Here is a 23,642-nt window from a genome sequence, read left to right as displayed (position 1 = left end):
TAACGAACAAACAGAAAATAAGCTTAACAACGGAGAGAGGCGGCGTTAAATAACCTTTATCAGGTAGCATCCACGTCATTAAATATATTTAATCAGTGCTACTTTTTTATCAAAAAATAGGGCCTCTATTTATAAAATAAAGAGGCCCTGTGACCGAGGAATTAAATCTGCCATCTAAACCAGGCAAAGAAAACATTACCGTTGTTGTATGTTCCAGGAATATACGTCGCCTGAAAAGACAGTTTGCTATAACTTATTGATGCCAGAGGCAGCAGTACAGGGATTGGGATATAGTTCCAGTTATCACGCATCGTTACGCCGGCCGTAAAACCCAGACCCAGTTGGAAATCCTGATCGCTAGTTGGTCGCCAACGCTTTTCATAACCGTAGCCGCCGATAGGTTCCCATTTATTAAATGAGTCTTTAAAAGCCATAATATAAAGCCCGTGCCAATCCCCATCCTTATCCAGACGGGAAACACCGTAGCCCGCCCCCCACGGCCTTTCGTTATATTTATCAGTCTTCTCTTTATCGTACGTCCAGCGATTATGCCAGGTGATAGCTGGGATATAGATATCGTGGCTCTGCGGAGCGTTCCAGGTCGTAGATAGATTATTTTTACTCCTCTGCCACCAGCTTTCCTCGTGCTTATCCGACGCAGAATCATTGGAATCAGCCGTAGCGGGCACGAGATTTACCGTACTGCTCATATTATTACCCCCCACATTATTTATGCTTGCTGCCGCATAGCTCAAAAAAGGGATAACAGATAGGGTAATCAAACTTAGCGTGATTAAAATTCGCTTTAAATACATATAAGGTTCTCTGTAACAGCGTCACGATCCCATGCAAACAAAGGTAATCCAGACAAAGCTATTCTTGATTGTTACCAAAATATATAGTTCAGTTTACGTAATCTGCCTATATAAACGGGAAGCTAAAGCAGCCTATTATGAAGGGATAGACAGTAATTATGCCTAAATAGATAGTGAATTCCGTGCCGATTTCAGACGTTTCTTAGCCAAAATAACAAAAAACCACCTTATTTATCGGTGGCTTATATTCTGATTGAGACATGTTCGAGATAGATAAAATAGTGAATCGCCTACGCAGCGGGATTAGATACCATCACCGTATTCAAAGCCGCGATTGATCCCGTTGAAATATTGATCCATATCCATAGCGGGTTTATCGCTTTCCGGACGACCGACGATACGAGCCGGAACCCCTGCCGCCGTCGTATGTGGAGGAACGGATTGCAATACGACAGACCCGGCGCCAATTTTCGCGCCACAGCCGACCTCAATGTTCCCCAAAATTTTAGCGCCCGCACCAATCATCACGCCTTCACGAATTTTAGGGTGGCGATCGCCGCTGGTTTTACCCGTACCGCCCAGCGTCACGGATTGCAGAATGGAGACGTCGTTTTCAACGACAGCCGTTTCTCCGATCACAATGCCTGTTGCGTGATCGAGCATGATCCCGCAGCCGATTCTCGCTGCCGGGTGAATATCGACACCGAAAGAAACCGATATTTGATTCTGAAAATAGACCGCTAGCGCTTTACGATCCTGCGACCAAAGCCAGTGCCCGATACGATACGCCTGTAATGCATGGAACCCTTTCAGATAGAGCAGCGGCGTCGAGTATTTATCCACCGCCGGATCACGCAGGCAGACGGCCTGAATATCGCGCGCAGCAGATACGATCATTTGTGGATCGGCGCGGTAGGCTTCTTCCACCACCTCTCGAATGGCGATCGCAGGCATGATCGAGTTTGCCAGCTTGTTCGCCAGCATATAGCTCAGTGCGCTACCCAGATTCTCGTGCTTCAGCAACGTGGCATGAAAAAAGCTGGCTAGCATCGGTTCGCAGTCCGCGAGACTACGCGCTTCTGCCTTGATATTGGTCCAGACCAGTTCCAGTTCTTCTGTTGACATTGCCTTACTCTCCGAGATACCACACACCACAACGTATATCTGTTCTCAAGCGACAGGCTTATCGGCACCACCGCTCGTATACAAGAAAATGAAGATACTATGAGCCTCCCAGATTAGGAAGCCCAGCATGGAACGACGTGTTTTATAACTTGGCGGTTTCGTCTTTACGCGTGCGCCCTAATAGGCTCAGCGCCGCCTCTCGGGCATCTTTCCCACAATACAGCACCTGCCAGAGTTGCTCAGTAATCGGCATCTCAACGCCGTAGCGCTGCGCTAATGCCAGCACCTCTTTCGTATTGCGGTACCCTTCAACAACCTGACCAATGCTATCCTGCGCGCTCTGTACATCCATTCCCTGCCCCAGCATCATGCCAAAGCGCCGGTTACGGGACTGATTATCAGTACAGGTCAATACCAGATCGCCAAGCCCTGCCATCCCCATAAAGGTGGTAGGATCCGCGCCCAGCGCTGCGCCAAGACGGGTCATTTCCGCCAGTCCGCGGGTGATCAGAGCCGTTCGTGCATTGGCACCAAACCCAATACCGTCAGACATCCCAGCACCGATAGCAATGACGTTTTTTACCGCGCCGCCCAGTTGCACGCCGATAAAATCGGGGTTGCTGTAAACGCGGAAGCTCTTCCCACAGTGCAGCAGCCGTTGCAAGTCGTCAGCAAATTCACTGTCCGTTGATGCCAGCGCAATCGCCGTCGGCATGCCTGCCGCTAATTCTTTGGCAAATGTCGGGCCGGATACCACCGCAAGCGGGATAGTTTCGCCCAGCGCTTCGCGTGCGACATCTTGCAACAAGCGCCCCGTTTCCGCTTCCAGCCCTTTAGTCGCCCACACGATACGCGCATCGGCACGCAAATGAGGTTTCAACTGGCGCAGAACATCACCAAACACATGGCTCGGCACAACGACCAGCACGTTTCTGCTGGCAGCAAGCGCCTGCGCCAGATTGGTTTCCAGCTGTAGCGAATCGGGGAAAGGCACATCCGGCAGGAATGCCTGATTACAGCGAGCGGCCTGTAACGCCTGAATGTGCGTAGGGTTGTGGCCCCACAGCACGACTCGATGGCCATTACGCGCCAGCGTAATGGCCAACGCGGTGCCGTACGAACCAGCACCGATGACGGTCATTGAAGCGTCAGACGCGTTCATCAGGCATCCTGATGCTGCGCAGCGCCTTCACCTTCAGTCTGCTGCTGCAAGTAATTCATGAACAGCGCATCAAAGTTAACTGGCGCCAGATTCAGTTGCGGGAAGGTACCGCGAGAAACCAGGCTGGTGATGCACTCACGCGCATAAGGGAACAGAATGTTCGGGCAGTATGCGCCCAGGCAGTGCGCCAGCTGAGTTCCTTCGATGCCGCCAACGGTAAAGATACCACCTTGCTGAACTTCACACAGAAATGCAGTTTCTTCACCCAGAGAAGCCGTTACGGTCACACGCAGTACGACTTCATAGATGTCATCAGCCAGTTGGCTAGAAGCCGTATCCAGATCCAGTTTTACTTCCGGCTGCCATTCCTGCTGGAACACCTGAGGCGCATTCGGCGCTTCAAAAGAGATATCTTTGGTGTAGATACGCTGGATTTGGAAAGCCATTTCTGTGTTGTTTTGTTCAGACATGTTAAGTAATACCCTTTTGTTAGATTTTCTTGACGTCTTCCGTCGTCATGATTAGGCGGACGTCAGCACATTTCTGTCATCGTCGTACTGCAATCACTGTAGTACTTGCCATCAATTTAGTACTGCAATCAGCCTGTCGGTTATCCTGCAAAATCGCCGCCATTTTCGCTGTGTATGATTTGCACGCATGGCACGATGCGGATAGTTTTACCACAAACTATTTTATTTGCCGCGGACTAAAGGCAGATTCTCACCACTCCAGCCAGCCAGACCGTCTTTCAGTACCTGTACACGCTCAAAACCAGCCTTGTGCAAATTCTCGGCCGCTTCGCGTGAAGAGAGACCGTTAGCGCACACCACGATAATCGGCTGCGACTTGTGTTTTTCAAGTTCACCTACGCTGCCGTTTTTAATGTCGTTCGGCAACAGGTTAAATGCGCTGGCAATATGGCCACGGCGATAGTCGTCACGGTTACGGATATCAACGACGACGGCATCTTCTTTATTAATCAGTCGGATCGCTTCACCGCGAACCACTTCTTTTACGTTCGACAGTTTACTCTTCACAGTAAGTACAATTACCGCAACCAACAGCGCAACCCAGGCGATGCTCAAAATAGGGTGCTTGCTAACGAATGGCATAATCTCTTGCATGGGGTGTAACGACTCCCGGATCAGTTAAGCAACAAAAAATATAAGGTCACTGAGTATACCTGCGCGATACGGCAATTACAGCCCGTAAGCCGACATAGCGTATCGAATCTGCGGCGTGATACAAGAAATGACATGCCAAATAATGCAATTCAACCATTTTATGCGCAGAGCTTTCCATTTATCGGTTATTGATGTCACGCCTCCCCGCCTTTGTGCCATGCTTGTCACGTCTGGAAATAGAAATCAGACAAGAGACAACTGGTAAGCCGCTGTTCATCGTGGAATAATTCACCGCTATGAGTAAAAACGCGTTATTTGTACAGAGTCGAGTGGCATGTAGCGCCGATCGCCATTTATCCGCATTACAAAGGCTACTCACCCGCTGCGTCAGCGCACTCTGCGTTGGCGTTTTGCTGTTGCCTGCGCTCAGCCAGGCTGAAGATAATCAGGCACAGCTTAAGACCCTGCAACAAGATATCGCCGCGAAAGAAAAAAGCGTTCAAGAACAACAAAAGCAGCGTGGTGCCTTAGTCCAGCAGTTGAAAAAGCAGGAGCAGTCCATCTCTCAGGCCAGTCGTCAACTGCATGAAACGCGCAATACGCTGTCTACGCTCAATAAAGAATTAACCAGCCTCAGCGCCTCTATCGCAAAACTGCAATCTCAGCAGGATAAGCAACAAACGCTACTTTCCCGTCAGCTTGATGCCGCCTTCCGGCAAGGTCAGCACAGCGCACTGCAATTAATGCTGAGTGGAGAAGAAAGCCAGCGCAACGAGCGCATCCTCGCCTACTTCGGCTACCTGAATGAAGCGCGGCAGAAATCTATCAATGAATTGCAGCAAACGCGCGTAGAGCTGGCTGACCAAAAACGTCAGTTGGAACAAAAACAGACGCAGCAAAAAACGCTGCTGAGCGACCAACAGCAGCAACAGCAGACGCTGGAGCAGGCACAGTCCGATCGGAAGAAAACGCTGTCGACGCTGGAAAGCTCGCTGGAAAAAGATCAGCAGCAGTTGACTGAACTGCGCCAGAATGAAACTCGGTTGCGCGATCAAATCGCCCGTGCTGAGCGAGAAGCGAAAGCCCGCGCTGAACGGGAAGCGCGTGAGGCCGCCAAGGTTCGCGCTAAAGAAGAACAGGCCAAACGCAGCGGCAGCAGCTACAAACCCACTGAAGGTGAACGTTCACTTATGGCCCGAACCGGCGGTTTAGGACGGCCTTCTGGTCAAGCCATCTGGCCGGTTAACGGCCGCATCGAGCACCGCTTCGGTGAACCGTTACAGGGCGAGTTACGCTGGAAGGGCATGGTGATTACCGCACCGGAAGGGACGGAAGTGAAGGCGATCGCCGACGGAACCGTACTAATGGCCGACTGGCTACAGGGCTACGGGTTGGTCGTTGTTGTGCAGCATGGTAAAGGCGATATGAGCCTGTACGGCTATAACCAGAGCGCCTTGGTTTCCGTTGGCGCTCAAGTCAAAGCCGGACAATCTATTGCGCTGGTCGGCACCAGCGGCGGGCAGAGCCAGCCTGGACTGTATTTTGAAATCCGTCGCCAGGGTCAGGCGGTCAATCCACAACCTTGGCTGGGAAGATAGTCTTGTCTTATTTAACCAAAACACCGCTATTGGCGTTGAGTCTGCTCGCCCTGTCTCCTTTGGCGCTGGCCGGAAAACTCTCCATCGTCATCGATGACTTCGGCTATCGCCCGCACAATGAGAACCAGATTCTGGCGATGCCAACAGCGATTTCCGTCGCGGTATTACCCAACGCGCCGTACGCCCGTGAAATGGCAACCAAGGCCCACCAGCAAGGGCGAGAAGTGCTGATCCACCTACCGATGGCACCGATGAGCAAGCAGCCGCTGGAGCGCGATACGCTACGCCCAGACATGAGCAGCGACGAAATTCAGCGCATTATTCGCCAATCGGTCAATAACGTGCCTTACGCCGTGGGGTTGAACAACCATATGGGCAGCGCGATGACCGCCAGCCTGCCCGGCATGCAAAAAGTCATGCAGGCACTGAGCGCCTACCCGCTCTATTTCCTCGATAGCATGACCATTGGCAGCAGCCAATCGAGCCAGGCCGCGGCAGGAACGAACGTCAAAGTCATCAAACGCAAAGTCTTTCTGGATGATTCGCAAAACGAAGCCGAGATTCGCAAACAGTTTACCCGCGCGGTGCAAATCGCCCGCCGCAGCGGTTCCGCCATCGCTATCGGGCATCCACATCCTTCAACCATCCGCGTCTTACAGCAGATGTTGCCCACGCTGGATGCCGATATTGTCTTAGTCCGCCCCAGCCAGTTGCTTAATGAGCCGACGCGGCAGTATGAGCCTCAGCCGCAGCAGCCAGTCAAACCGCGTAATCCGTTCCGCGGTATACAGCAGTGTCAGGTCAAACAACCGCCGGAACCGGTGAAGAACGATGTGTTCTTCAAGCTGGTGAGTAGCAGCATTCGGGAAAGCGCACCGGTAATGTTTATCAAGCACCGCTGGCAGACCTGGATTGAGCCAACCGAGACCGAAACACACAAACAGCCGTAATATCAGAGGCGTGTTCCCCTTTGCCATCGCGCGCCACGGCAAGGTTATGACTCATCCCAATTGAGAATAACCTTGCCCGACTGACCCGAACGCATGGCATCGAACCCTTTCTGAAACTCATCAATGTGGAAGCGGTGGGTGATAATCGGTGACAAATCTAATCCAGACTGAATCAGCGCCGACATTTTGTACCAGGTTTCGAACATTTCCCGTCCATAGATACCTTTGATAAACAGTCCTTTAAAAATCACGTCCCCCCAGTCAATCGACATCGGTTCGTGCGAAATGCCCAGCATGGCGATACGCCCACCGTGATTCATCGCTTTCAGCATGGCGCGAAAGGCTGATGGCGCACCCGACATCTCCAGCCCAATATCAAACCCCTCGGTCATGCCCAGATCTATCATCACGTCAGCCAGATTTTCCTGTGCCACATTGACGGCGCGCGTTGCCCCCATTTTACTGGCGAGATCCAGACGGTACGCATTCACATCGGTAATCACGACATTCCTTGCCCCCACGTGACGGCACACCGCCGCTGCCATCATGCCTATCGGCCCTGCTCCGGCAATCAAGACATCCTCTCCCACTAAATCGAAGGACAGTGCGGTGTGCACCGCGTTACCTAAGGGATCGAAAATGGCGGCCAGTTCGTCAGAAATATTGTCGGGAATGCGAAACGCGTTGTAGGCAGGAATTACCAGATACTCCGCGAACGAACCGGGACGATTTACCCCGACGCCAATGGCATTACGGCATAAATGACGCCGTCCGGCACGACAGTTGCGGCAGTAACCGCAGGTAATATGCCCTTCGCCAGAAACCCGATCGCCAATATGAAAACCGTTAACCTCCTGGCCGATAGCGACAATTTCACCCACGTATTCATGCCCGACGACCATCGGAACGGGAATCGTCTTCTGCGACCATTCGTCCCAGTTATAGATATGCACATCTGTTCCGCAGATCGCGCTTTTGCGGATTTTAATCATGATGTCGTTATGCCCGAGCTCCGGCGTGGGCGAGTCCACCATCCAGATGCCTTCTTCCGGCCGCAGTTTTGCCAATGCTTTCATGATGGTTTCCTCAGATGATCACACCCAGACGTTTGCCCACGCGGACAAAAGCCTCGACGGCGAATTGGATTTGCTGCGGCGTATGGGCGGCTGACATTTGAGTACGAATACGCGCCTGACCGAGAGGGACAACGGGATAAAAAAAGCCGGCGACATAAACACCTTCACGCTGTAGCGCCTGCGCAAAGTCCTGTGCCAGCTGCGCCTCACCCAGCATAACGGGAATAATGGCGTGGTCGGCCCCCGCCAGCGTGAACCCTGCGGCCGTCATCTTTTCACGGAATAGACGGGCATTTGCCCACAGACGTTCACGCCGCTCTCCACCCTGTTCCAGCAGATCCAGTACCCTGAGCGACGCGGTGACAATGGCTGGTGCGAGCGAGTTGGAAAAAAGATAGGGTCGAGAGCGTTGTCGCAGCCAGTCGATCGCTTCATGCTTGCCCGCCGTATAGCCGCCCGACGCGCCCCCTAACGCCTTGCCTAACGTCCCAGTGATGATGTCGACGCGATTCATCACCCCGCAGCGTTCGTGCGTTCCACGCCCTTGTTCACCGACAAATCCCACCGCATGCGAATCATCCACCATCACTAACGCATCATAACGATCCGCCAGATCGCAAATCCCCTGCAAATCGGCAATCACACCATCCATCGAGAACACGCCGTCGGTGGCGATCATCACGTGTCTTGCCCCTTCCGCTCTGGCCAGTTGCAATTGTGCTTCCAACTGGCTCATATCGTTATTGGCATAGCGATAGCGTCGCGCCTTCGATAGCCGAATACCGTCGATGATCGAAGCATGATTGAGCGCATCGGAAATAATGGCATCCTCCGGTCCCATCAGCGTTTCAAACAGCCCACCGTTGGCATCAAAACAGGAGGAATAGAGAATCGCGTCGTCCATTCCCAGAAAATCCGCCAACTTACGCTCCAGCTGTTTGTGGATATCCTGCGTTCCACAGATGAAGCGCACCGAAGCCATACCAAAACCGTGGCTGTCCAATCCAGCTTTTGCAGCGGCAATCAGCTCGGGGCTGTCCGCCAGACCAAGATAATTATTGGCACAGAAATTGAGCAGGCGGTCGCTGTCCATCACCTCGATTTCAGCCTGCTGCGCAGAGGTGATGATGCGTTCCTCCTTGAACACGCCTTCGGTACGTGCGGCCATGATTTGTGTAGTAAGTTGTTGATAAAACGCGGCAGGCATAGCGTCACTCTCCCATAGAAAGATTGCGTTATGGTTTTTAAGCTAGCGGATGTGGGCAGAAATGCGGGGTAAACAGTCTGAAAATGCTGGCTTCGTCACGGCCTGAATCATCTTAAAAACACGGGAGCAACACGGGATAAATTAAGCTCCGGCTGCTTGCGGTAAAATGAAATGCTATTATAGCGGTCATAAACAGTGTGGGGCGCGGTGCCTCACCGGCAAGATTAATAAAGGTCGCGCCCATGATTATCGTTACTGGCGGTGCCGGTTTTATCGGCAGCAATATCGTAAAATCTCTGAATGACATCGGCTATCGGGACATTCTGGTTGTCGATAACCTGAAAGACGGCACCAAGTTCGCCAATCTGGTCGATCTGGACATCGCAGATTACGTGGATAAAGAAGATTTCGTCGCCAGCATCGTTGCAGGCGACGATCTGGGCGATATCGATGCCGTATTCCATGAAGGTGCCTGCTCTTCCACCACCGAGTGGGATGGCAAATACATGATGGATAACAACTATCAGTATTCTAAAGACGTGCTGCACTATTGCCTCGATCGCAACATTCCGTTCCTGTATGCCTCGTCTGCCGCCACCTACGGCGGTCGTAACGATAACTTTATCGAAGCGCGCCAATACGAACAGCCGCTGAACGTCTATGGCTACTCCAAATTCCTGTTCGACCAGTACGTGCGTGAAATTCTTCCAGAAGCTGAATCACAGATCTGCGGCTTCCGCTATTTCAACGTCTACGGACCACGCGAAGGCCACAAAGGCAGCATGGCGAGTGTCGCGTTCCATCTGAACAACCAGATTAATCAGGGTGAAAATCCGAAGCTGTTCTCCGGTAGCGAGAACTTCCAACGTGACTTCATCTACGTCGGTGATGTCGCCGCCGTCAACCTGTGGTTCTGGCAAAACGGTGTTTCCGGCATCTTCAACTGCGGTACCGGTCGCGCCGAATCCTTCCAGGCTGTTGCCGATGCCACCCTCGCCTTCCATCAGAAAGGCAGTGTGGAATACATCGAGTTTCCTGAGAAACTGAAAGGCCGCTATCAAGCTTATACACAAGCCGACCTCACCAATTTGCGAGCCGCAGGCTATGACAAGCCGTTCAAAACCGTCGCCGAAGGCGTGGCGGAATATATGGCCTGGCTGAACCGTACCGTTTAATCGGATTAAGGATTCATAAGCGGTATGAAAATTTTGGTCATCGGCCCTTCCTGGGTCGGCGATATGATGATGTCGCACAGCCTTTATCGCACGTTGAAGGCTGAACACCCGGAAGCGGTCATTGACGTGATGGCGCCAGCCTGGTGCCGTCCGCTGCTGGCACGGATGCCGGAAGTCAATCAGGCGTTAGCCATGCCGCTAGGTCACGGCGCACTTGAGCTGGGCGAACGTCGCCGTCTTGGCGTATCGCTGCGCGATGCGGGCTATGACCGCGCTTACGTGCTGCCCAACTCCTTTAAATCCGCGCTGGTCCCTTTCTTTGCTAATATTCCGCAGCGTACAGGCTGGCGTGGCGAAATGCGTTACGGGCTGCTGAACGACGTACGCGTGCTGGATAAAACCGCATTTCCGCTGATGGTGCAGCGCTATACCGCGTTAGCCTACGATCGTAGCCGCATCCACCGTGCTGAGGATCTGCCGCAGCCGTTACTGTGGCCGCAGTTACAGGTCAATCAGACCGAAATTGCGGACATGACGCAAGCGTTTAACCTCAGCGATGCGCGCCCCATCATCGGTTTTTGCCCCGGTGCCGAATTCGGCCCTGCTAAACGCTGGCCGCATTATCACTATGCGGCGCTGGCACAATCACTGATTGGACGCGGCTACCAAATAGCGCTGTTCGGCTCGGCCAATGACCGTTCGGCCTGCGACGATATCCTTCAAGGATTGACGGAAGACGCGCGGCAGCATTGCGCTAATCTGGCAGGGAAAACCTCGCTGGAACAAGCGGTGGTGCTCATTGCCGCCTGTCACGCCGTCGTCAGCAACGACTCTGGGCTCATGCACGTTGCTGCGGCACTTCATCGTCCGCTGGTCGCACTTTACGGTCCGAGCAGCCCTGACTTTACCCCGCCGCTGTCCCATCAGGCGGAAGTGATTCGCCTGATTACCGGCTATCACCGGGTGCGCAAAGGGGATGCAGAACAGGGTTATCACCAGAGTTTGATCGACATTCAACCCGAACGCGTGCTCAGCGCACTGGATAACTATCTCATTTCAAAAGAAAGTCTCATTTCAAAAGAAAGTCTCATTCCAAAAGAAAGTCTCGTTCCAGGAGAAAACCGGGTGCCGGGAGCAGATGCATGAGAGTGCTGATCGTGAAAACGTCGTCGATGGGCGATGTGCTGCACACCTTGCCAGCCTTAACTGATGCAATGCAGGCTATTCCCGGTATCCAATTCGATTGGGCGGTTGAAGAAGGTTTCGCACAAATCCCCAGTTGGCACCCGGCGGTTTCCCGCGTCATTCCAGTGGCGATACGCCGCTGGCGCAAAAGTTGGTTCAGTGCCCCGATACGTCAGGAACGTGCAGAATTTACGCGACAGCTACGCCAGTACCGCTATGATGCGGTTATTGATGCACAAGGGCTGATAAAAAGCGCGCTGCTGGTTACGCGACTCGCCAACGGAAAAAAACACGGATTGGATTGCAAAAGCGCGCGCGAGCCGCTGGCAAGCTGGTTTTATAACTATCGCCACCCAATAAGCCGCCGACAACATGCTGTCGAGCGCGTGCGGGCGCTGTTTGCCGCCAGCCTGAACTATCGGAAACCCACCGAGCGTGGCGATTATGCGATTGCCTCACGCTTCCTCTCTCAGTCGCCCGCAGACGCCAACCGCTATCTGGTGTTTCTCCACGCCACGACGCGTGATGAAAAACACTGGCCGGAAGCGCAATGGCGTGAACTGATTTCCCTATTAGCACCGAGTGGGCTACACATCAAACTCCCTTGGGGAGCGGAGCATGAGCACCAGCGTGCATTGCGACTGGCGGAAGGCTTTCCACACGTTGAAGTCTTACCACGCCTTACGCTGCAACAGGTTGCCGAGGTACTCGCGGGCGCCAGCGCGGTTGTCTCCGTCGATACCGGGCTTAGCCACCTGACAGCAGCGCTGGATCGTCCGAATATCACCCTATACGGACCAACCGACCCAGGGCTGATTGGCGGCTACGGGATGAATCAAGTGGTGGAAATGTCTGAAAGCCAGAAAATGGAGACTATTCCCGCTAGCCTCGTCCATCAGAAATTAGAGAAGCTGATATACACTAAATAATTCGAGTTTCAGGACAAAAACGGCAAGGCGTTTTTGAACAGCGCTTGCGCTGACCCCGAAGGGGTGAGGCCATAAGGCCGAATAACGCGGCAAGAGAAGGAATCACGATGAGCTTACTCAGGTAAGTGATTCGGGTGAGTGAACGCAGCCAACGCACATGCAACTTGAAGTATGACGGGTATAGAATTACCTGCATCAGACGAGTGATATCGCTCCCGACTGTGAACAAATACATGCTCAATGAATTAAGGTACGAACTGGGAAAAACGCCCAGCATCAGTTCGGCTGTCGCGCTTAAAGCGGTTTTCCCCGGCTGTTTACTCACATTAGCCATTATGCCATTTAGTAGCATTATTGCTGGGTGGCTTTTTTATCTCACGGGCTCGCTATCTGTTTTTTATGTGGCGACACACTTAAGAACCGTCATCGCGGCTAAGCGGCTGTTACTGATTCCACTTTGCCTGCTGGCTATCGGCTTAACCAATCTCATTTGGTATCACCACTATTATCAACCCGATAGCCTTTTCCCTTATGTGTACAACGCCTATAAAACATCTGCACATGCTGGTATTTTGGGCGCATTTATCCTTCTGACAGTCCTGCATATCTCGCAAAAAAATCAGCGTCAGTCCCTTTCCTACATCATTGCAATCAGTGTATTCGCGCTGGGCTATGCGTTCTACCAGTCACTGTTCAGTGGAATGCACCGTATTGGATTAGTATTTGGTACCGCAACGAGCGCGGCCTATTTTCTTACCTTCATCGGTGCCTTAAGCGCACAGGCACTGCTTAAGCTCGATTCAACCTATAAGTATTATCTCTATCTGGGGCATTTCCTGTTAGTGACTGTCGCCATTCTGTTGACAGAAACTCGGGCAGCCATATTTGTTTATCCCCTTGTTGGCGCGACCATTTTACTGTCAGAAGTCAGACACAGTAAGCCGCTATTTATAAAAGCGCTAGTCGGCTCATCGGCCACGCTTCTCCTGTGTTTATTCCTTTTCCAGGAAACGATTCATCAGCGCCTCAACGATCTGATTACTGACGTACACAGCTATAGCATGAATAACAGCAGAACCTCGGTGGGTGCACGAATCGCGATGTATCACTCAGGTATCGAAGCAGGGGAAGAAGCCTTATTGGGACAATCTGCCGAACAGCGTGCAGAGCGAATCATTGCACAAGCAGAACAAAAGCCGAATTTAGCGGGTGCCGTTGAATTTTTGAATGTCCATCTGCATAACGAAGTGATTGATGCTTTCTCCCTTAAGGGGTTGCCGGGAGCAATATTGCTCGTGTTGCTCTATGCCTCCTTATTTTATTTTTCATTTTTTGTTCTACGCAGTCACCTCTCCGCCGCATTGCTTTTTGCCCTGCTGATGTATGGACTTAGCGATGTCATTCTCTATTCACGAGACATGCTTATTGCGTGGCTTATGGCGTTTTGCCTCGGCACCACGCTGACCGGAAAATGGCTAAAGCCGCGATGATCCTAATCGGCGAGTTTTTTCAACGCTTCCGCTACGGTATGCACATCGTAAAACCCTTGCGCTGCCATTACCACGAAATCAGCAAAGTCTTCTGATGGCGTGATTGATGAACCATTCATATCGAGAAACACCATAGCTGATGCGACTGAGGTTCTTTTGTTGGCATCATTAAAGCCATGCCCGCGTGCTATAGAAAGCAACAGAGATGCGGCAAGCACATACAGGTCATTCTCATTCTGATATATGTGAAGGTTCTCAACGCGGGCAACCATGCCTTCCACCAAGCCAATATCCCTAAACCCTGCCAAACCACCATACGTTTCTAACTGACTGTCGTGAATGGCGATGACCTGATCAACGGTTAAGAAGAAGATCATTTATCAGCAAGATCCTTAAACAGCGCCTGATTCTTTGGCTTACTCATTACCTTGGCAAGAGAAGCCTCAAATTTAGCTTGCTGCAACTCTGCAAACTGTGCCGCGGTGATGACCACCATATCTGGCGCTGAACGACGGGTAATGGTCACTGGCTGCGTAATAGCCGTATCCAGTACTTTGGCAAATTTCTGGCGAACATCAGAGAAGGTCAGGGTCAACATAGAATGTTCCTTTTAAACTGCCTCGGGTTAATATCAATTAAGTTGTACAATTAAGTTGATCTTACTGTCAATGCAATGCGCGAAACATCTTTCAGACAAACGAGAGAGACCATGACAACAAAAAACCAGCAGTGGCAGGAAACCTGCTCGTGCAGGCAACCTCTGCGCAGCTTTCAAGATCACGGGTATAATATTAATTACCTCTGTGAGAGGGATGTGGGTTTTAGTACCATAGCGGGAAAATTAGCTATCCATACTGTCGCGCCACATGGATAAGATCAGTCTTTTGGTAGCTGTTGAGCCAAAGGCGGTAGCGTGCCTGTAAAATAATAACCTTTGATTACATGAAGGAAAACGAGTGAGTCAACGCATCATCTCTTATCACCGGATTCTCGTGGTGAAGCTCAGATATCATGGCGATATGCTGCTGACCACTCCGCTCATCAGTACGCTGAAAGCCAACTACCCTGATGCCAAAATCGACGTATTGCTGTACCAGGATACGATGCCGATTCTCTCTGCAAACCCAGAGATACATCAGCTCTATGGGCTCAAAAGAAAAACGGGCACGCTTTTGGAAAAGATCCGTAATTTCCAAGAAGTCAGGCAAAAGCTTAAACAAAACAATTACGATCTGATCGTCAATTTAGCTGACCAGTGGCCCATTGCCCTATTAGTAAAATCATTGGGATGTCACAGCATTGCTCTCGATCGGGGCGATAATCTGAAAGGAAAGATTTGGCGTTCATTTTTCAGCGTCTGCGTTCCGCCAATGGGCGCGCATATTGTTGAGCAAAATCTTCATCTCCTCACCCCGCTCAACCTGCCGACGTCAAATATATGCTCGACATTATCACTGCATTATCGTCAGGAAGACGCCCAAAGTATCGCGGATCAACACCCTACACTTTTAACGCAACGCTACGTCGTCATCCAACCCACGACTCGCCAATACTACAAATACTGGGACAACGACAAGTTCGCTCAGGTCATTGACTATCTTAAAACCAAAAATCTGGAAGTCGTTTTGACCTGTGGTCCTTCAGAAGATGATTTAAACGTGGTGCGCGATATTCACTCACAGTGCACGCATAAACCCGAAATGACCTTTGCGGGTAAAACGAGCTTTCTGGAACTGGCTGCGCTAATTGACAACGCCGTGTTGTATATCGGCGTGGATTCCGCCCCAATGCATATGGCCGCCGCATTGAATACGCCACTAGTGTGTCTGTTCGGCCCAACGGACTATAAATTATGGCGTCCATGGTGCAAACACTATAAACAGATTTGGGCAGGTGAATATCAACAAATGCCAGCCCAACAGAATTACGATCAGACGGTCAAATATTTGTCCTGCATTCCAGCACAAGCGGTCATCCAGGCATCAGAACACATGCTGCAAGAGGCGCAGGAAGAGAACACCAAATGAAAATCGCATTCTGCGTCTATAAATACTTCCCTTTCGGCGGGCTACAGCGAGATTTTCTGAGCATTGCAAAAGTCTGCCAGAAACAAGGTCACGATATTCGTGTTTATACCAGCGAATGGCAAGGCGACAAACCTGAAGGGTTCGACATCGTTCTCGTGCCCATCTCTGGACTGGGTAATCATACGCGCCATCGCCATTTTTCCGACTGGATACAACGCCATTTACAACAGCACCCTGTCGCTCGCGTTGTCGGATTTAGCAAAATGCCAGGGCTAGACTTCTACTATGCCGCAGAAGGATGTACGGCAGAAAAGGCCGTTCAGGAAAAAGGTTTCTTTTATCGACTCACACCTCGCTACCGCGGATATACAGCACTTGAACGAGACGTGTTCGATAAAGATAGCCACACGCGCATGCTGATGCTGACGCCGCGGCAAATCGCCCATTTCCAGAAGCATTACGGTACACAAGATGAACGCTTTTTTATGCTACCGCCGGGTATTTCACTGGATAGAAAGTACAGCACGCGTTCTCCAGATACGCGTTCACAGTTCCGTCAACAGCATCATCTGGATGAAAACGGATTTGTTCTATTACAGGTCGGTTCCGACTTCAAACGCAAAGGTGTTGGCCGCAGCCTGAGCGCTATCGCTAGCCTGCCACAGGAACTGCGTCAACACGTAACGCTGCTGGTTGTCGGCCAGGACGATCCAAAACCGTTTCAACAACAGGCAGAGCAGCTCGGCATCGGTAAACAAATACAGTTCTTCTCTGGCCGAGACGACATTCCTGACTTCATGGCAGCCGCAGATTTGTTACTTCATCCGGCGCATCAGGAAGCTGCTGGCATCGTTTTGCTTGAGGCTATCGCGGCTGGACTGCCAATACTCGTTACCGATGCGTGCGGTTATGCTTTTTACATTGAGCGCTCGCAGGCCGGACAGGTCATCCCAGAACCCTTTAGTCAGACAGCACTGAACCACGCGTTGTCACACGCACTTATTCAGCCAGAAACGCTGAAACAGTGGGCAGAAAATGCCCGCCATTTTGCCGATACAGAAGATATTTATAGTTTGCCAGAAAAAGCGGCACAGTTGATTATCGAATCATAATGATAAATAAAGACATATTCTAACCTGTTTCTTACAACACGTTATTCTTTCCGCTATTTATCCAACACGGTAAGCACATGTACTTTGACAAAGAAAAAGTCATAAAAACTGTACACTCATTCTCCTATTCTAAAAAAGATGCCGAGTTAGACATAGCCTTTGGCACGGATGAAAAATTCATTTATGGCTGCGCCATCGCTATCGCATCTATTTTATTAAAGAATCCGGATTACTGTTTATCCTTTCACGTGTTTACCGACAAACTCAGTGATGGTGATAAAGCCAGATTTCAAGAGATGGCAGAGCAATACAATACAACTATTAACATTTATATCGTTGATTGCACTTGGTTAAAAACGTTACCAGAAACCAAACTCTGGAGCTATGCCATTTATTTCCGCTTTATTATTGCCGACTATTTCTATCAGATACTCGATAGAGTTCTCTACCTTGATGCAGACATTATATGTAATGGCTCATTGCAAGAATTAATAAAATTAGATATTAGTAGCCATATTGCCGCTGCTGTTTTAGATGGTGATAGCAGTTGGTGGGAAAACCGTGCACAAAAACTTCAGCAGCCTGAACTCAGCAATGGCTACTTTAATTCTGGCGTTTTGTTAATTGAAATCAATAACTGGCATCAAGCCTCTGTAACAGAAAATAGCATGCGTTTTTTGATCGATTCAGAGATGAAGAAAGTCATTACTCATCCTGATCAGGATGTTTTAAATATACTGTTGGCAGGGAAAGCCAATCAACTGGGTTATAAATACAACACCCAGTTTAGCATTAACTATGAATTAAAATATAGCAATGGTGAATCAGCGCCAACACCTATCTCCACAGAGACTGTTTTTATTCATTATATCGGCCCAACTAAGCCATGGCATAAATGGGCAGCCAATTACAGTTGTACAAAATATTTTTTAAAAGCCAAAGATAATTCTCCATGGAGAAATGAGCCTCTATTAGACGCCGTGACCGCAAGTAATATGCGGTATTGTGCTAAGCATCAGTTTCACAATAGAAAATATATAAAAGGCGTAAAAAGTTATGCCAAGTATTTTTTCATTAAAGCATTCTTTGGAAAGTAAAAATGGAAAAGAATAAAGTTCCAGTATTCATTGTATCTTTAGCTAAAGACACCAACAGAAGAAAATCCATCGCTGATACTCTAAAAAAAGAGAGTATTGATTTTGAGTTTATTGACGCGATACTAGGTTCTGATCTACCAAGAGAGGAGCTAGACAGGATTAAGGCTAGTTCGCCAAAAGAGTTTAATCCAACAGCATCGGAAATAGGATGCTCTTTAAGCCATCAAAAAATATATTCCAAAATAATTAATGAAAAAATAGAATGGGCTATTATTCTTGAAGATGATGCAATTATTAACTCCTCATTGAAGCATCTTATAAACGGATTATCTGAGGAGTCAACTCTCAAAATGTGCGAAGAGAATCTTTATATACTGGGCGGGCAAGATGGCCTTAGCCAGAGAAGAAAAATATCCTTGTCATTTTTTAACAAAATAAATATAAATGGTATTATTTTAAAAAAGCTAACCTATAAGCCAATATATATAACAAGAACATGTTGTTACCTTGTAAGTAGAAAGTTAGCAATAAATTTGCATGAAGAATTCAACAATAACTATTACATTGCTGATAAGTGGGACTATCTATACAAAAAAAAATGTTTTAAAAAAATATATCTAACAGAAATAATATCTCACCCCATCGTAGATATATCCAACAGTAATATTGAGAAAGAACGATTAGAGAAATTAGATCAAGAGATAAAAAAAGAGAGTAGAAAGAAAGGGAATATTGAAAAAGGTATTAATGATTTTTTCTTTATTATAAAAAAATTCTTACGTTCATTAAAATGGTAAATCTTGATCTACGAGATGCTAGAAAATGAAGTCGTTCACTATATCACTTCCAAGATATAAATTTGTAAAAAACAAAAAAATTTAAATATAAAAATCATAAAGGCAATAAATAATGGAAACCCGAAATAAATTATCTATTGTTATGATTGCAAAAAATGCATCCGAACTTCTTGACGAATGCTTGCGCTCAGTAGAATGGGCTGATGAAATAATTATTGTTGACTCAGGAAGTACCGATAATACTGTAGAGATCGCTGAAAATTATGGTGCTCGAGTCTATCATACAAATCAATGGCCAGGATATGGAAAACAGAGGCAGAAAGCTCAACGTTATGCCAACGGCGATTATATTTTCGTGATAGATACAGATGAAAGAGTAACACCTGAATTACGCAATTCTATTGAAAAGATACTAGCAAAACCTGATATTGATAATAGAAATGTATATTTCTGTGCTAGAAGGAATCTCTTCCTTGGCCGATTTATGCGCCACAGCGGATGGTACCCAGATAATGTCATTCGCTTCTATGCCAATAACTGTTTTGCTTATAATGATAATACTGTACATGAATCTCTAAATTATGGTAGTGCATCTCTTAAAAAATTATCAGGTGACTTATTGCATTTAACATGCCGTGAGTTCTCAAGCTTCCAGAAAAAACAACTACATTACGCTTTGGCATGGGCAGAGGAACGGCACAGTCGAGGGAAACGGTGCCGCTATTCAGACATATTCATTCATACAGTCTTTGCATTTCTTAAAACATGGATATTTAGGGCTGGTTTTTTAGATGGAAAACAAGGATTGCTACTAGCCATAGTGAATTCTCAGTATACTTTTAATAAATATACAGAATTGTGGTCTCTACAAAAAAAGAACATATCGAATTAATAAAAAACCATTCATCCTACGAATATAGAAGAATGGAGTTGTAAATTAATTCTTATAATAACGTTGATGGAATATATTATTTAATTAGATTTCTAGAAAGTGAAATATTCCCATTTAAATTTAACATAGGGCTGTAGGTATGGATGAGTTCAATTCTTTCGATAATTCTAATGTTCGGATATTTACTCTTTATTGGAACAATGTCGATTTACAGCTAGTTAATGCCCAGCGAAAGGTTTTTGAAAAATTTGGCTTCAAAATTGAGCAACACAATCGCCATGGAATGGATCATGGAACATGGATGAGGGAAATTCTTAATGCAGCAGAAGATGAAGATGTTATTATCATTGTTGATATTGACTGTATCCCACTAAACTCGAATGCGATTAAAAAAGCCATAATATCTGCACGTAATGGAAAAGTGTTTGGATGTGCCCAATCAGCGAATCATATTGATTACCATTATGTCTATGTAGGACCAATGTTTATTGCTCTAACAGGAGAAACTTGGAGAAATGCAGGGGCACCGTTATTACAAGCGGATGATAAATTTGATGTTGGAGGCCGTCTAACAGACGCTGCAATACAAGCAGGGCACCAACCTGAATTCGTTTACCCCTCAGATGTCGCAGTCCCAAAATGGTTGATAGGGGAAAACCACATCTGTGGTTTATTTACTATTTACGAACATAGCTATCTTCATCTTTTTGAGTCGAGAAATAAAGATCTCATAGACTGCTTCATTCAAATATCTAATGATATAACCTCAAGTGAAGGAGAAATTGATTACAGAAAATACATTATCAGGGCATCTAGTGAAAGTCACGATAGCTATGTAGCTAATTATTTAAATAAAAAAAGCATTTTGGGAAAAATATCACGCGAACTTAAAAGATTTAAAAAAAGATTAAAATAAAAAAATTAAAATGACAATTAACTGACATATCATACATCCATAAAAATATGATTAGATTATTTTATAAATATATGACAATTGGTGTAATAAATACAATAATTCATTGGGTTACATTTTCTATAATGTTTTATTTAAGCTCTCTTAATCAAGCATCAAGCAATTTAATTTCATTTTCAACAGCAGTGACTTTTTCTTTTTTTGCAAATGCTAAGTTCACGTTCAAAGCCAGACCAACAACAAAAAAATACATAGCTTTTGTCATTTTTACTGGCATGGTAAGTTTTATTTGTGGAAGTATTTCAGATTACTATAACATTAATCCTTTGGTGACATTAATTGAGTTCTCTGGAATAAGTTTAGTGCTAGGTTTTCTATTTTCAAAATATGTGATATTTAGGGACGTAAGATGAAAATATCGCTAGTTGTACCTGTCTTTAATGAAGAAGATACTATCCCAATTTTCTATAAAACAGTACGTGAATTCGAAGAGCTTAAAAAATATGATGTTGAAATGATCTTTGTAAATGATGGCAGTAAAGATTCTACTGAATATATAATAAACACACTCTCTCTATCTGACCCTTTAGTTATATCGCTATCTTTTACTAGAAATTTCGGTAAAGAATCTGCATTGTTTGCAGGGTTAGAACATGCAACAGGTGATGCCATCATCCCAATTGATGTAGACTTACAGGATCCAATCGAAATTATTCCTCTGATGATTGAAAAGTGGAAATCAGGTTCAGACGTTGTATTAGCAAAACGTTCAGACCGTTCCATTGATGGATACTTTAAACGGAGAACAGCAGAATTATTTTATAAACTTCAAAACAAAATCAGCACTCCTCAAATAGAAGAGAATGTTGGCGATTTTCGTTTAATGTCAAAGGAAATTGTTGAACATATAAAAGAAATGCCAGAGAGAAATCTTTTCATGAAAGGAGTCCTTTCGTGGGTAGGTGGTAAAACGGAAATTGTTGAATACTTTAGAGCTGAACGAGTAGCAGGAAAAACAAAATTTAATGGATGGAAACTTTGGAATCTTGCTCTCGAAGGGATTACGAGTTTCTCAACGCTTCCTCTACGCATATGGACTTACATTGGCTCAGTGATTGCTCTTTTATCTTTCACTTATGGTATATGGATGATTATTGATACTATAATTCGAGGTAACCCAGTCCCTGGCTATCCCTCCTTACTCGTATCTATTTTATTTTTTGGCGGTGTTCAATTAATTGGAATCGGTGTCCTTGGTGAATATATAGGACGAGTATACATTGAAACAAAAAGACGGCCTCGGTATTTTTTAAGGAAGAAAGACTAATGGAAAAAGAAACGAAAAATATAAATATATTTATATGGGTTTCATGCATAATTTTCTCATTGCCAATAATGCTAACAGGCGTTTATTATAGAGATGATGCGTTTCGAGTTGTCACTGGAGATGGTCCCTGGGGATGGGCAGGCAGGCAAGGTGCTGACCTGATAGCTCATATCTTTTACTTGAGCAGAGCAAACATTGATTCTTATCCATTAGGATATATAGTATCTATTGCAATAATTTGCTACACACTTACATTTATAGCAAACAAAAATCTATCTATAGATGCTATATATGCAAAAGTAACATTACCTTTATTATTTGCTAGCCCTTTATTTCTCCAGAACCTTGCCTATCGTTTTGATAGTGCAGGAATGGTTATTTCGTTAGCATTATCAGTGCTCGCATTTTATTTATCGAAAAATAAAGAAAATAAATACAGATTAAAACCTATACTTTTATTATTTTTATCTCTTACTATATATCAACCCTGCGTTAATATATTTTTGGGATTAATCGCCACGCACATTGCTTTTAATATCAAAAAAACAGATGAATCTAAATTTCAGTCTTTATTAAAAGATAGCTCAGTTTTCATCACATCTTATGTTATTTACTATATATTTGAAAAAATAAAGCTGGGGAATATAGGTGGCGGGCGGGCAAATATTATTCCTTTATCAGACGTTATACCATCCCTTGAAATAATTTTTTATCAAACATGGGAAATACTAAAACTACTTTATACTGGTTATATAAAATGGATAGCCAGCATATTACTGGTTTTATTCTTATTTTTGTCCATGCAGAATACATATAAAATTTATATTTTTAGTAAAAAAGATAAAGTTTATATTATTAAAATAATTGCATGCTTAGTGTCTATACCGTTCCTTTTATTTTTTTCAACAACAGGTGTATCATTTTTATTAGTAGAAAAAATTACTGATGTCAGAGTGTTAGTTGGATTTTCAGCAGTTCCTTTCTTTTTTGTCGTGGGCATAACAAAATATATCCATCAAAGAGGAAGATTTGTTCCAACAGGAATTTTTATTTTCATAGCATGCGTAATTTCATTTCAATTCGCAAACGCTTTAAAAGCGCAACGCGAGTATGAAAAAGAAATCATATCATATATATCTTATGATTTAAGTAACTTAAACATTACCTCGCAACCAATCTATGTTGCAGGAAGCGCAGGCTTATCTCCAATATCTGAAGTAATTAGCTCTCATCAACCAATTATAGGTAAGATTCTTAGTCCTCTTGAACCTTGGATTGCTCGTCCGCTTCTCCTTGCTTATGGACATAAAAATACAGTTCAGCTTTGGGACGGTGATCCTAAAGAAATAATAGAGCTTTTGTGCCAGAAAAACCCAATGCCTTTACGAGATAATTATTTTTATTCGATCTATAAAAGTGATGATTATTATTTGGTTTTTTTTAAAGAAAAAAATAACCTCTGTGCTCATTTTTAACAAACCTCCCTAATAATAGACCATCTAAAAAACTTAACATCATCGTATTAATTTATAGAAAATAATGAAGAGGCATTCATCCACTCTTTGTTGAGTACGGTGTTACACATATAAAATAATTATCAGTATTTCATCTCAGAATAAGTATATCACCAAAGAGAAAATG

24 protein-coding genes are annotated in these 23,642 nt (G+C 46.2%); 15 read left to right on the top strand and 9 right to left on the bottom strand.

Features of this window, described 5'->3' with window-relative positions; all coding sequences use genetic code 11:
* Positions 1-161: 161 nt before the first annotated feature.
* The 5 genes from pagP to JFY74_01010 form a co-directional block, all read right to left on the bottom strand.
* Positions 162-815 (bottom strand): lipid IV(A) palmitoyltransferase PagP, encoded by a 654-nt coding sequence (gene pagP / locus JFY74_01030; protein ID QQG28694.1) that lies wholly within the window; start codon positions 813-815, stop codon positions 162-164.
* A 303-nt stretch (positions 816-1,118) separates the two neighbouring features.
* The gene (gene cysE / locus JFY74_01025; protein QQG28693.1) at positions 1,119-1,940 is read right to left on the bottom strand and encodes a serine O-acetyltransferase; all 822 of its coding nucleotides are present in this window, start codon (positions 1,938-1,940) and stop codon (positions 1,119-1,121) included.
* A gap of 142 nt (positions 1,941-2,082) precedes the next feature.
* On the bottom strand, positions 2,083-3,102 hold the full coding sequence (gene gpsA / locus JFY74_01020; protein ID QQG28692.1) for an NAD(P)H-dependent glycerol-3-phosphate dehydrogenase: 1,020 nt from the start codon (positions 3,100-3,102) through the stop codon (positions 2,083-2,085).
* Positions 3,102-3,572: a protein-export chaperone SecB gene (gene secB, locus JFY74_01015; protein ID QQG28691.1), complete on the bottom strand. Its 471-nt coding sequence runs from the start codon at positions 3,570-3,572 to the stop codon at positions 3,102-3,104. Before secB ends, gpsA begins: the two co-directional genes overlap by 1 nt.
* A gap of 222 nt (positions 3,573-3,794) precedes the next feature.
* Positions 3,795-4,226 (bottom strand): rhodanese-like domain-containing protein, encoded by a 432-nt coding sequence (locus JFY74_01010; protein QQG28690.1) that lies wholly within the window; start codon positions 4,224-4,226, stop codon positions 3,795-3,797.
* Positions 4,227-4,522: 296 nt separating this feature from the next.
* On the opposite strand from JFY74_01010, the gene envC reads away from it, so the two are divergent.
* Both envC and JFY74_01000 read left to right on the top strand, forming a co-directional pair.
* The gene (envC, locus tag JFY74_01005) at positions 4,523-5,824 is read left to right on the top strand and encodes a murein hydrolase activator EnvC (GenBank protein QQG28689.1); all 1,302 of its coding nucleotides are present in this window, start codon (positions 4,523-4,525) and stop codon (positions 5,822-5,824) included.
* Between the two features lie 2 nt (positions 5,825-5,826).
* Positions 5,827-6,774 carry a divergent polysaccharide deacetylase family protein gene (locus tag JFY74_01000; GenBank protein QQG28688.1) on the top strand — a complete coding sequence of 316 codons (948 nt, stop codon included), beginning with the start codon at positions 5,827-5,829 and terminating at the stop codon, positions 6,772-6,774.
* A 44-nt stretch (positions 6,775-6,818) separates the two neighbouring features.
* On the opposite strand, the gene tdh is transcribed toward JFY74_01000, so the two are convergent.
* Both tdh and JFY74_00990 read right to left on the bottom strand, forming a co-directional pair.
* Positions 6,819-7,850 (bottom strand): L-threonine 3-dehydrogenase, encoded by a 1,032-nt coding sequence (gene tdh / locus JFY74_00995; GenBank protein QQG28687.1) that lies wholly within the window; start codon positions 7,848-7,850, stop codon positions 6,819-6,821.
* A 10-nt stretch (positions 7,851-7,860) separates the two neighbouring features.
* The gene (locus JFY74_00990; GenBank protein QQG28686.1) at positions 7,861-9,057 is read right to left on the bottom strand and encodes a glycine C-acetyltransferase; all 1,197 of its coding nucleotides are present in this window, start codon (positions 9,055-9,057) and stop codon (positions 7,861-7,863) included.
* A 242-nt stretch (positions 9,058-9,299) separates the two neighbouring features.
* Here JFY74_00990 and rfaD point away from each other — a divergent pair, with 242 nt between their 5' ends.
* The 4 genes from rfaD to JFY74_00970 all read left to right on the top strand — a co-directional run bounded on the left by rfaD (position 9,300) and on the right by JFY74_00970 (position 13,836).
* Positions 9,300-10,232: an ADP-glyceromanno-heptose 6-epimerase gene (gene rfaD, locus JFY74_00985; protein ID QQG28685.1), complete on the top strand. Its 933-nt coding sequence runs from the start codon at positions 9,300-9,302 to the stop codon at positions 10,230-10,232.
* Positions 10,233-10,256: 24 nt separating this feature from the next.
* Entirely contained in the window at positions 10,257-11,378 is a 1,122-nt protein-coding gene (rfaF, locus tag JFY74_00980; protein ID QQG28684.1) for an ADP-heptose--LPS heptosyltransferase RfaF, read from the top strand.
* Positions 11,375-12,346 (top strand): lipopolysaccharide heptosyltransferase RfaC, encoded by a 972-nt coding sequence (gene rfaC / locus JFY74_00975; GenBank protein ID QQG28683.1) that lies wholly within the window; start codon positions 11,375-11,377, stop codon positions 12,344-12,346. The genes rfaF and rfaC overlap by 4 nt, the downstream gene beginning before the upstream one ends.
* 203 nt (positions 12,347-12,549) lie before the next feature.
* Entirely contained in the window at positions 12,550-13,836 is a 1,287-nt protein-coding gene (locus tag JFY74_00970; protein ID QQG30419.1) for an O-antigen ligase domain-containing protein, read from the top strand.
* 2 nt (positions 13,837-13,838) lie between these two features.
* Here the strand turns inward: JFY74_00970 and JFY74_00965 are convergent, their stop codons facing one another.
* Both JFY74_00965 and JFY74_00960 read right to left on the bottom strand, forming a co-directional pair.
* Positions 13,839-14,213 carry a type II toxin-antitoxin system death-on-curing family toxin gene (locus JFY74_00965; GenBank protein QQG28682.1) on the bottom strand — a complete coding sequence of 125 codons (375 nt, stop codon included), beginning with the start codon at positions 14,211-14,213 and terminating at the stop codon, positions 13,839-13,841.
* Positions 14,210-14,434 carry a type II toxin-antitoxin system prevent-host-death family antitoxin gene (locus JFY74_00960; GenBank protein QQG28681.1) on the bottom strand — a complete coding sequence of 75 codons (225 nt, stop codon included), beginning with the start codon at positions 14,432-14,434 and terminating at the stop codon, positions 14,210-14,212. The genes JFY74_00965 and JFY74_00960 overlap by 4 nt, the downstream gene beginning before the upstream one ends.
* Before the next feature lie 358 nt (positions 14,435-14,792).
* Here JFY74_00960 and rfaQ point away from each other — a divergent pair, with 358 nt between their 5' ends.
* The 9 genes from rfaQ (at position 14,793) to JFY74_00915 (ending at position 23,476) form a co-directional block, all read left to right on the top strand.
* On the top strand, positions 14,793-15,863 hold the full coding sequence (rfaQ, locus tag JFY74_00955) for a lipopolysaccharide core heptosyltransferase RfaQ (GenBank protein ID QQG28680.1): 1,071 nt from the start codon (positions 14,793-14,795) through the stop codon (positions 15,861-15,863).
* On the top strand, positions 15,860-16,975 hold the full coding sequence (locus tag JFY74_00950; GenBank protein ID QQG28679.1) for a glycosyltransferase family 4 protein: 1,116 nt from the start codon (positions 15,860-15,862) through the stop codon (positions 16,973-16,975). The genes rfaQ and JFY74_00950 overlap by 4 nt, the downstream gene beginning before the upstream one ends.
* Positions 16,976-17,052: 77 nt before the next feature.
* Positions 17,053-18,072, top strand: a complete 1,020-nt coding sequence (gene waaO, locus JFY74_00945; protein QQG28678.1) for a lipopolysaccharide 3-alpha-galactosyltransferase — start codon at positions 17,053-17,055, stop codon at positions 18,070-18,072.
* A 2-nt stretch (positions 18,073-18,074) separates the two neighbouring features.
* Positions 18,075-18,869: a glycosyltransferase family 25 protein gene (locus tag JFY74_00940; protein ID QQG28677.1), complete on the top strand. Its 795-nt coding sequence runs from the start codon at positions 18,075-18,077 to the stop codon at positions 18,867-18,869.
* Positions 18,870-18,981: 112 nt separating this feature from the next.
* The gene (locus JFY74_00935) at positions 18,982-19,761 is read left to right on the top strand and encodes a glycosyltransferase family 2 protein (protein QQG28676.1); all 780 of its coding nucleotides are present in this window, start codon (positions 18,982-18,984) and stop codon (positions 19,759-19,761) included.
* Between the two features lie 139 nt (positions 19,762-19,900).
* Positions 19,901-20,677: a hypothetical protein gene (locus JFY74_00930; GenBank protein QQG28675.1), complete on the top strand. Its 777-nt coding sequence runs from the start codon at positions 19,901-19,903 to the stop codon at positions 20,675-20,677.
* A gap of 47 nt (positions 20,678-20,724) precedes the next feature.
* Complete coding sequence (locus JFY74_00925) at positions 20,725-21,087, top strand: GtrA family protein (protein QQG28674.1); 363 nt, start codon at positions 20,725-20,727, stop codon at positions 21,085-21,087.
* On the top strand, positions 21,084-22,001 hold the full coding sequence (locus JFY74_00920) for a glycosyltransferase family 2 protein (GenBank protein ID QQG28673.1): 918 nt from the start codon (positions 21,084-21,086) through the stop codon (positions 21,999-22,001). Before JFY74_00925 ends, JFY74_00920 begins: the two co-directional genes overlap by 4 nt.
* Positions 22,001-23,476: a glucosyltransferase domain-containing protein gene (locus JFY74_00915; GenBank protein ID QQG28672.1), complete on the top strand. Its 1,476-nt coding sequence runs from the start codon at positions 22,001-22,003 to the stop codon at positions 23,474-23,476. The genes JFY74_00920 and JFY74_00915 overlap by 1 nt, the downstream gene beginning before the upstream one ends.
* Positions 23,477-23,642: the final 166 nt, after the last annotated feature.

It is taken from the genome of Pectobacterium carotovorum (assembly GCA_016415585.1).
In the GTDB taxonomy this organism is placed as follows: Bacteria; Pseudomonadota; Gammaproteobacteria; order Enterobacterales; family Enterobacteriaceae; genus Pectobacterium; species Pectobacterium carotovorum_K.
The sequence above is the reverse complement of the archived record's forward strand: the minus strand, read 5'-3'. Positions and strand labels throughout refer to the sequence as shown.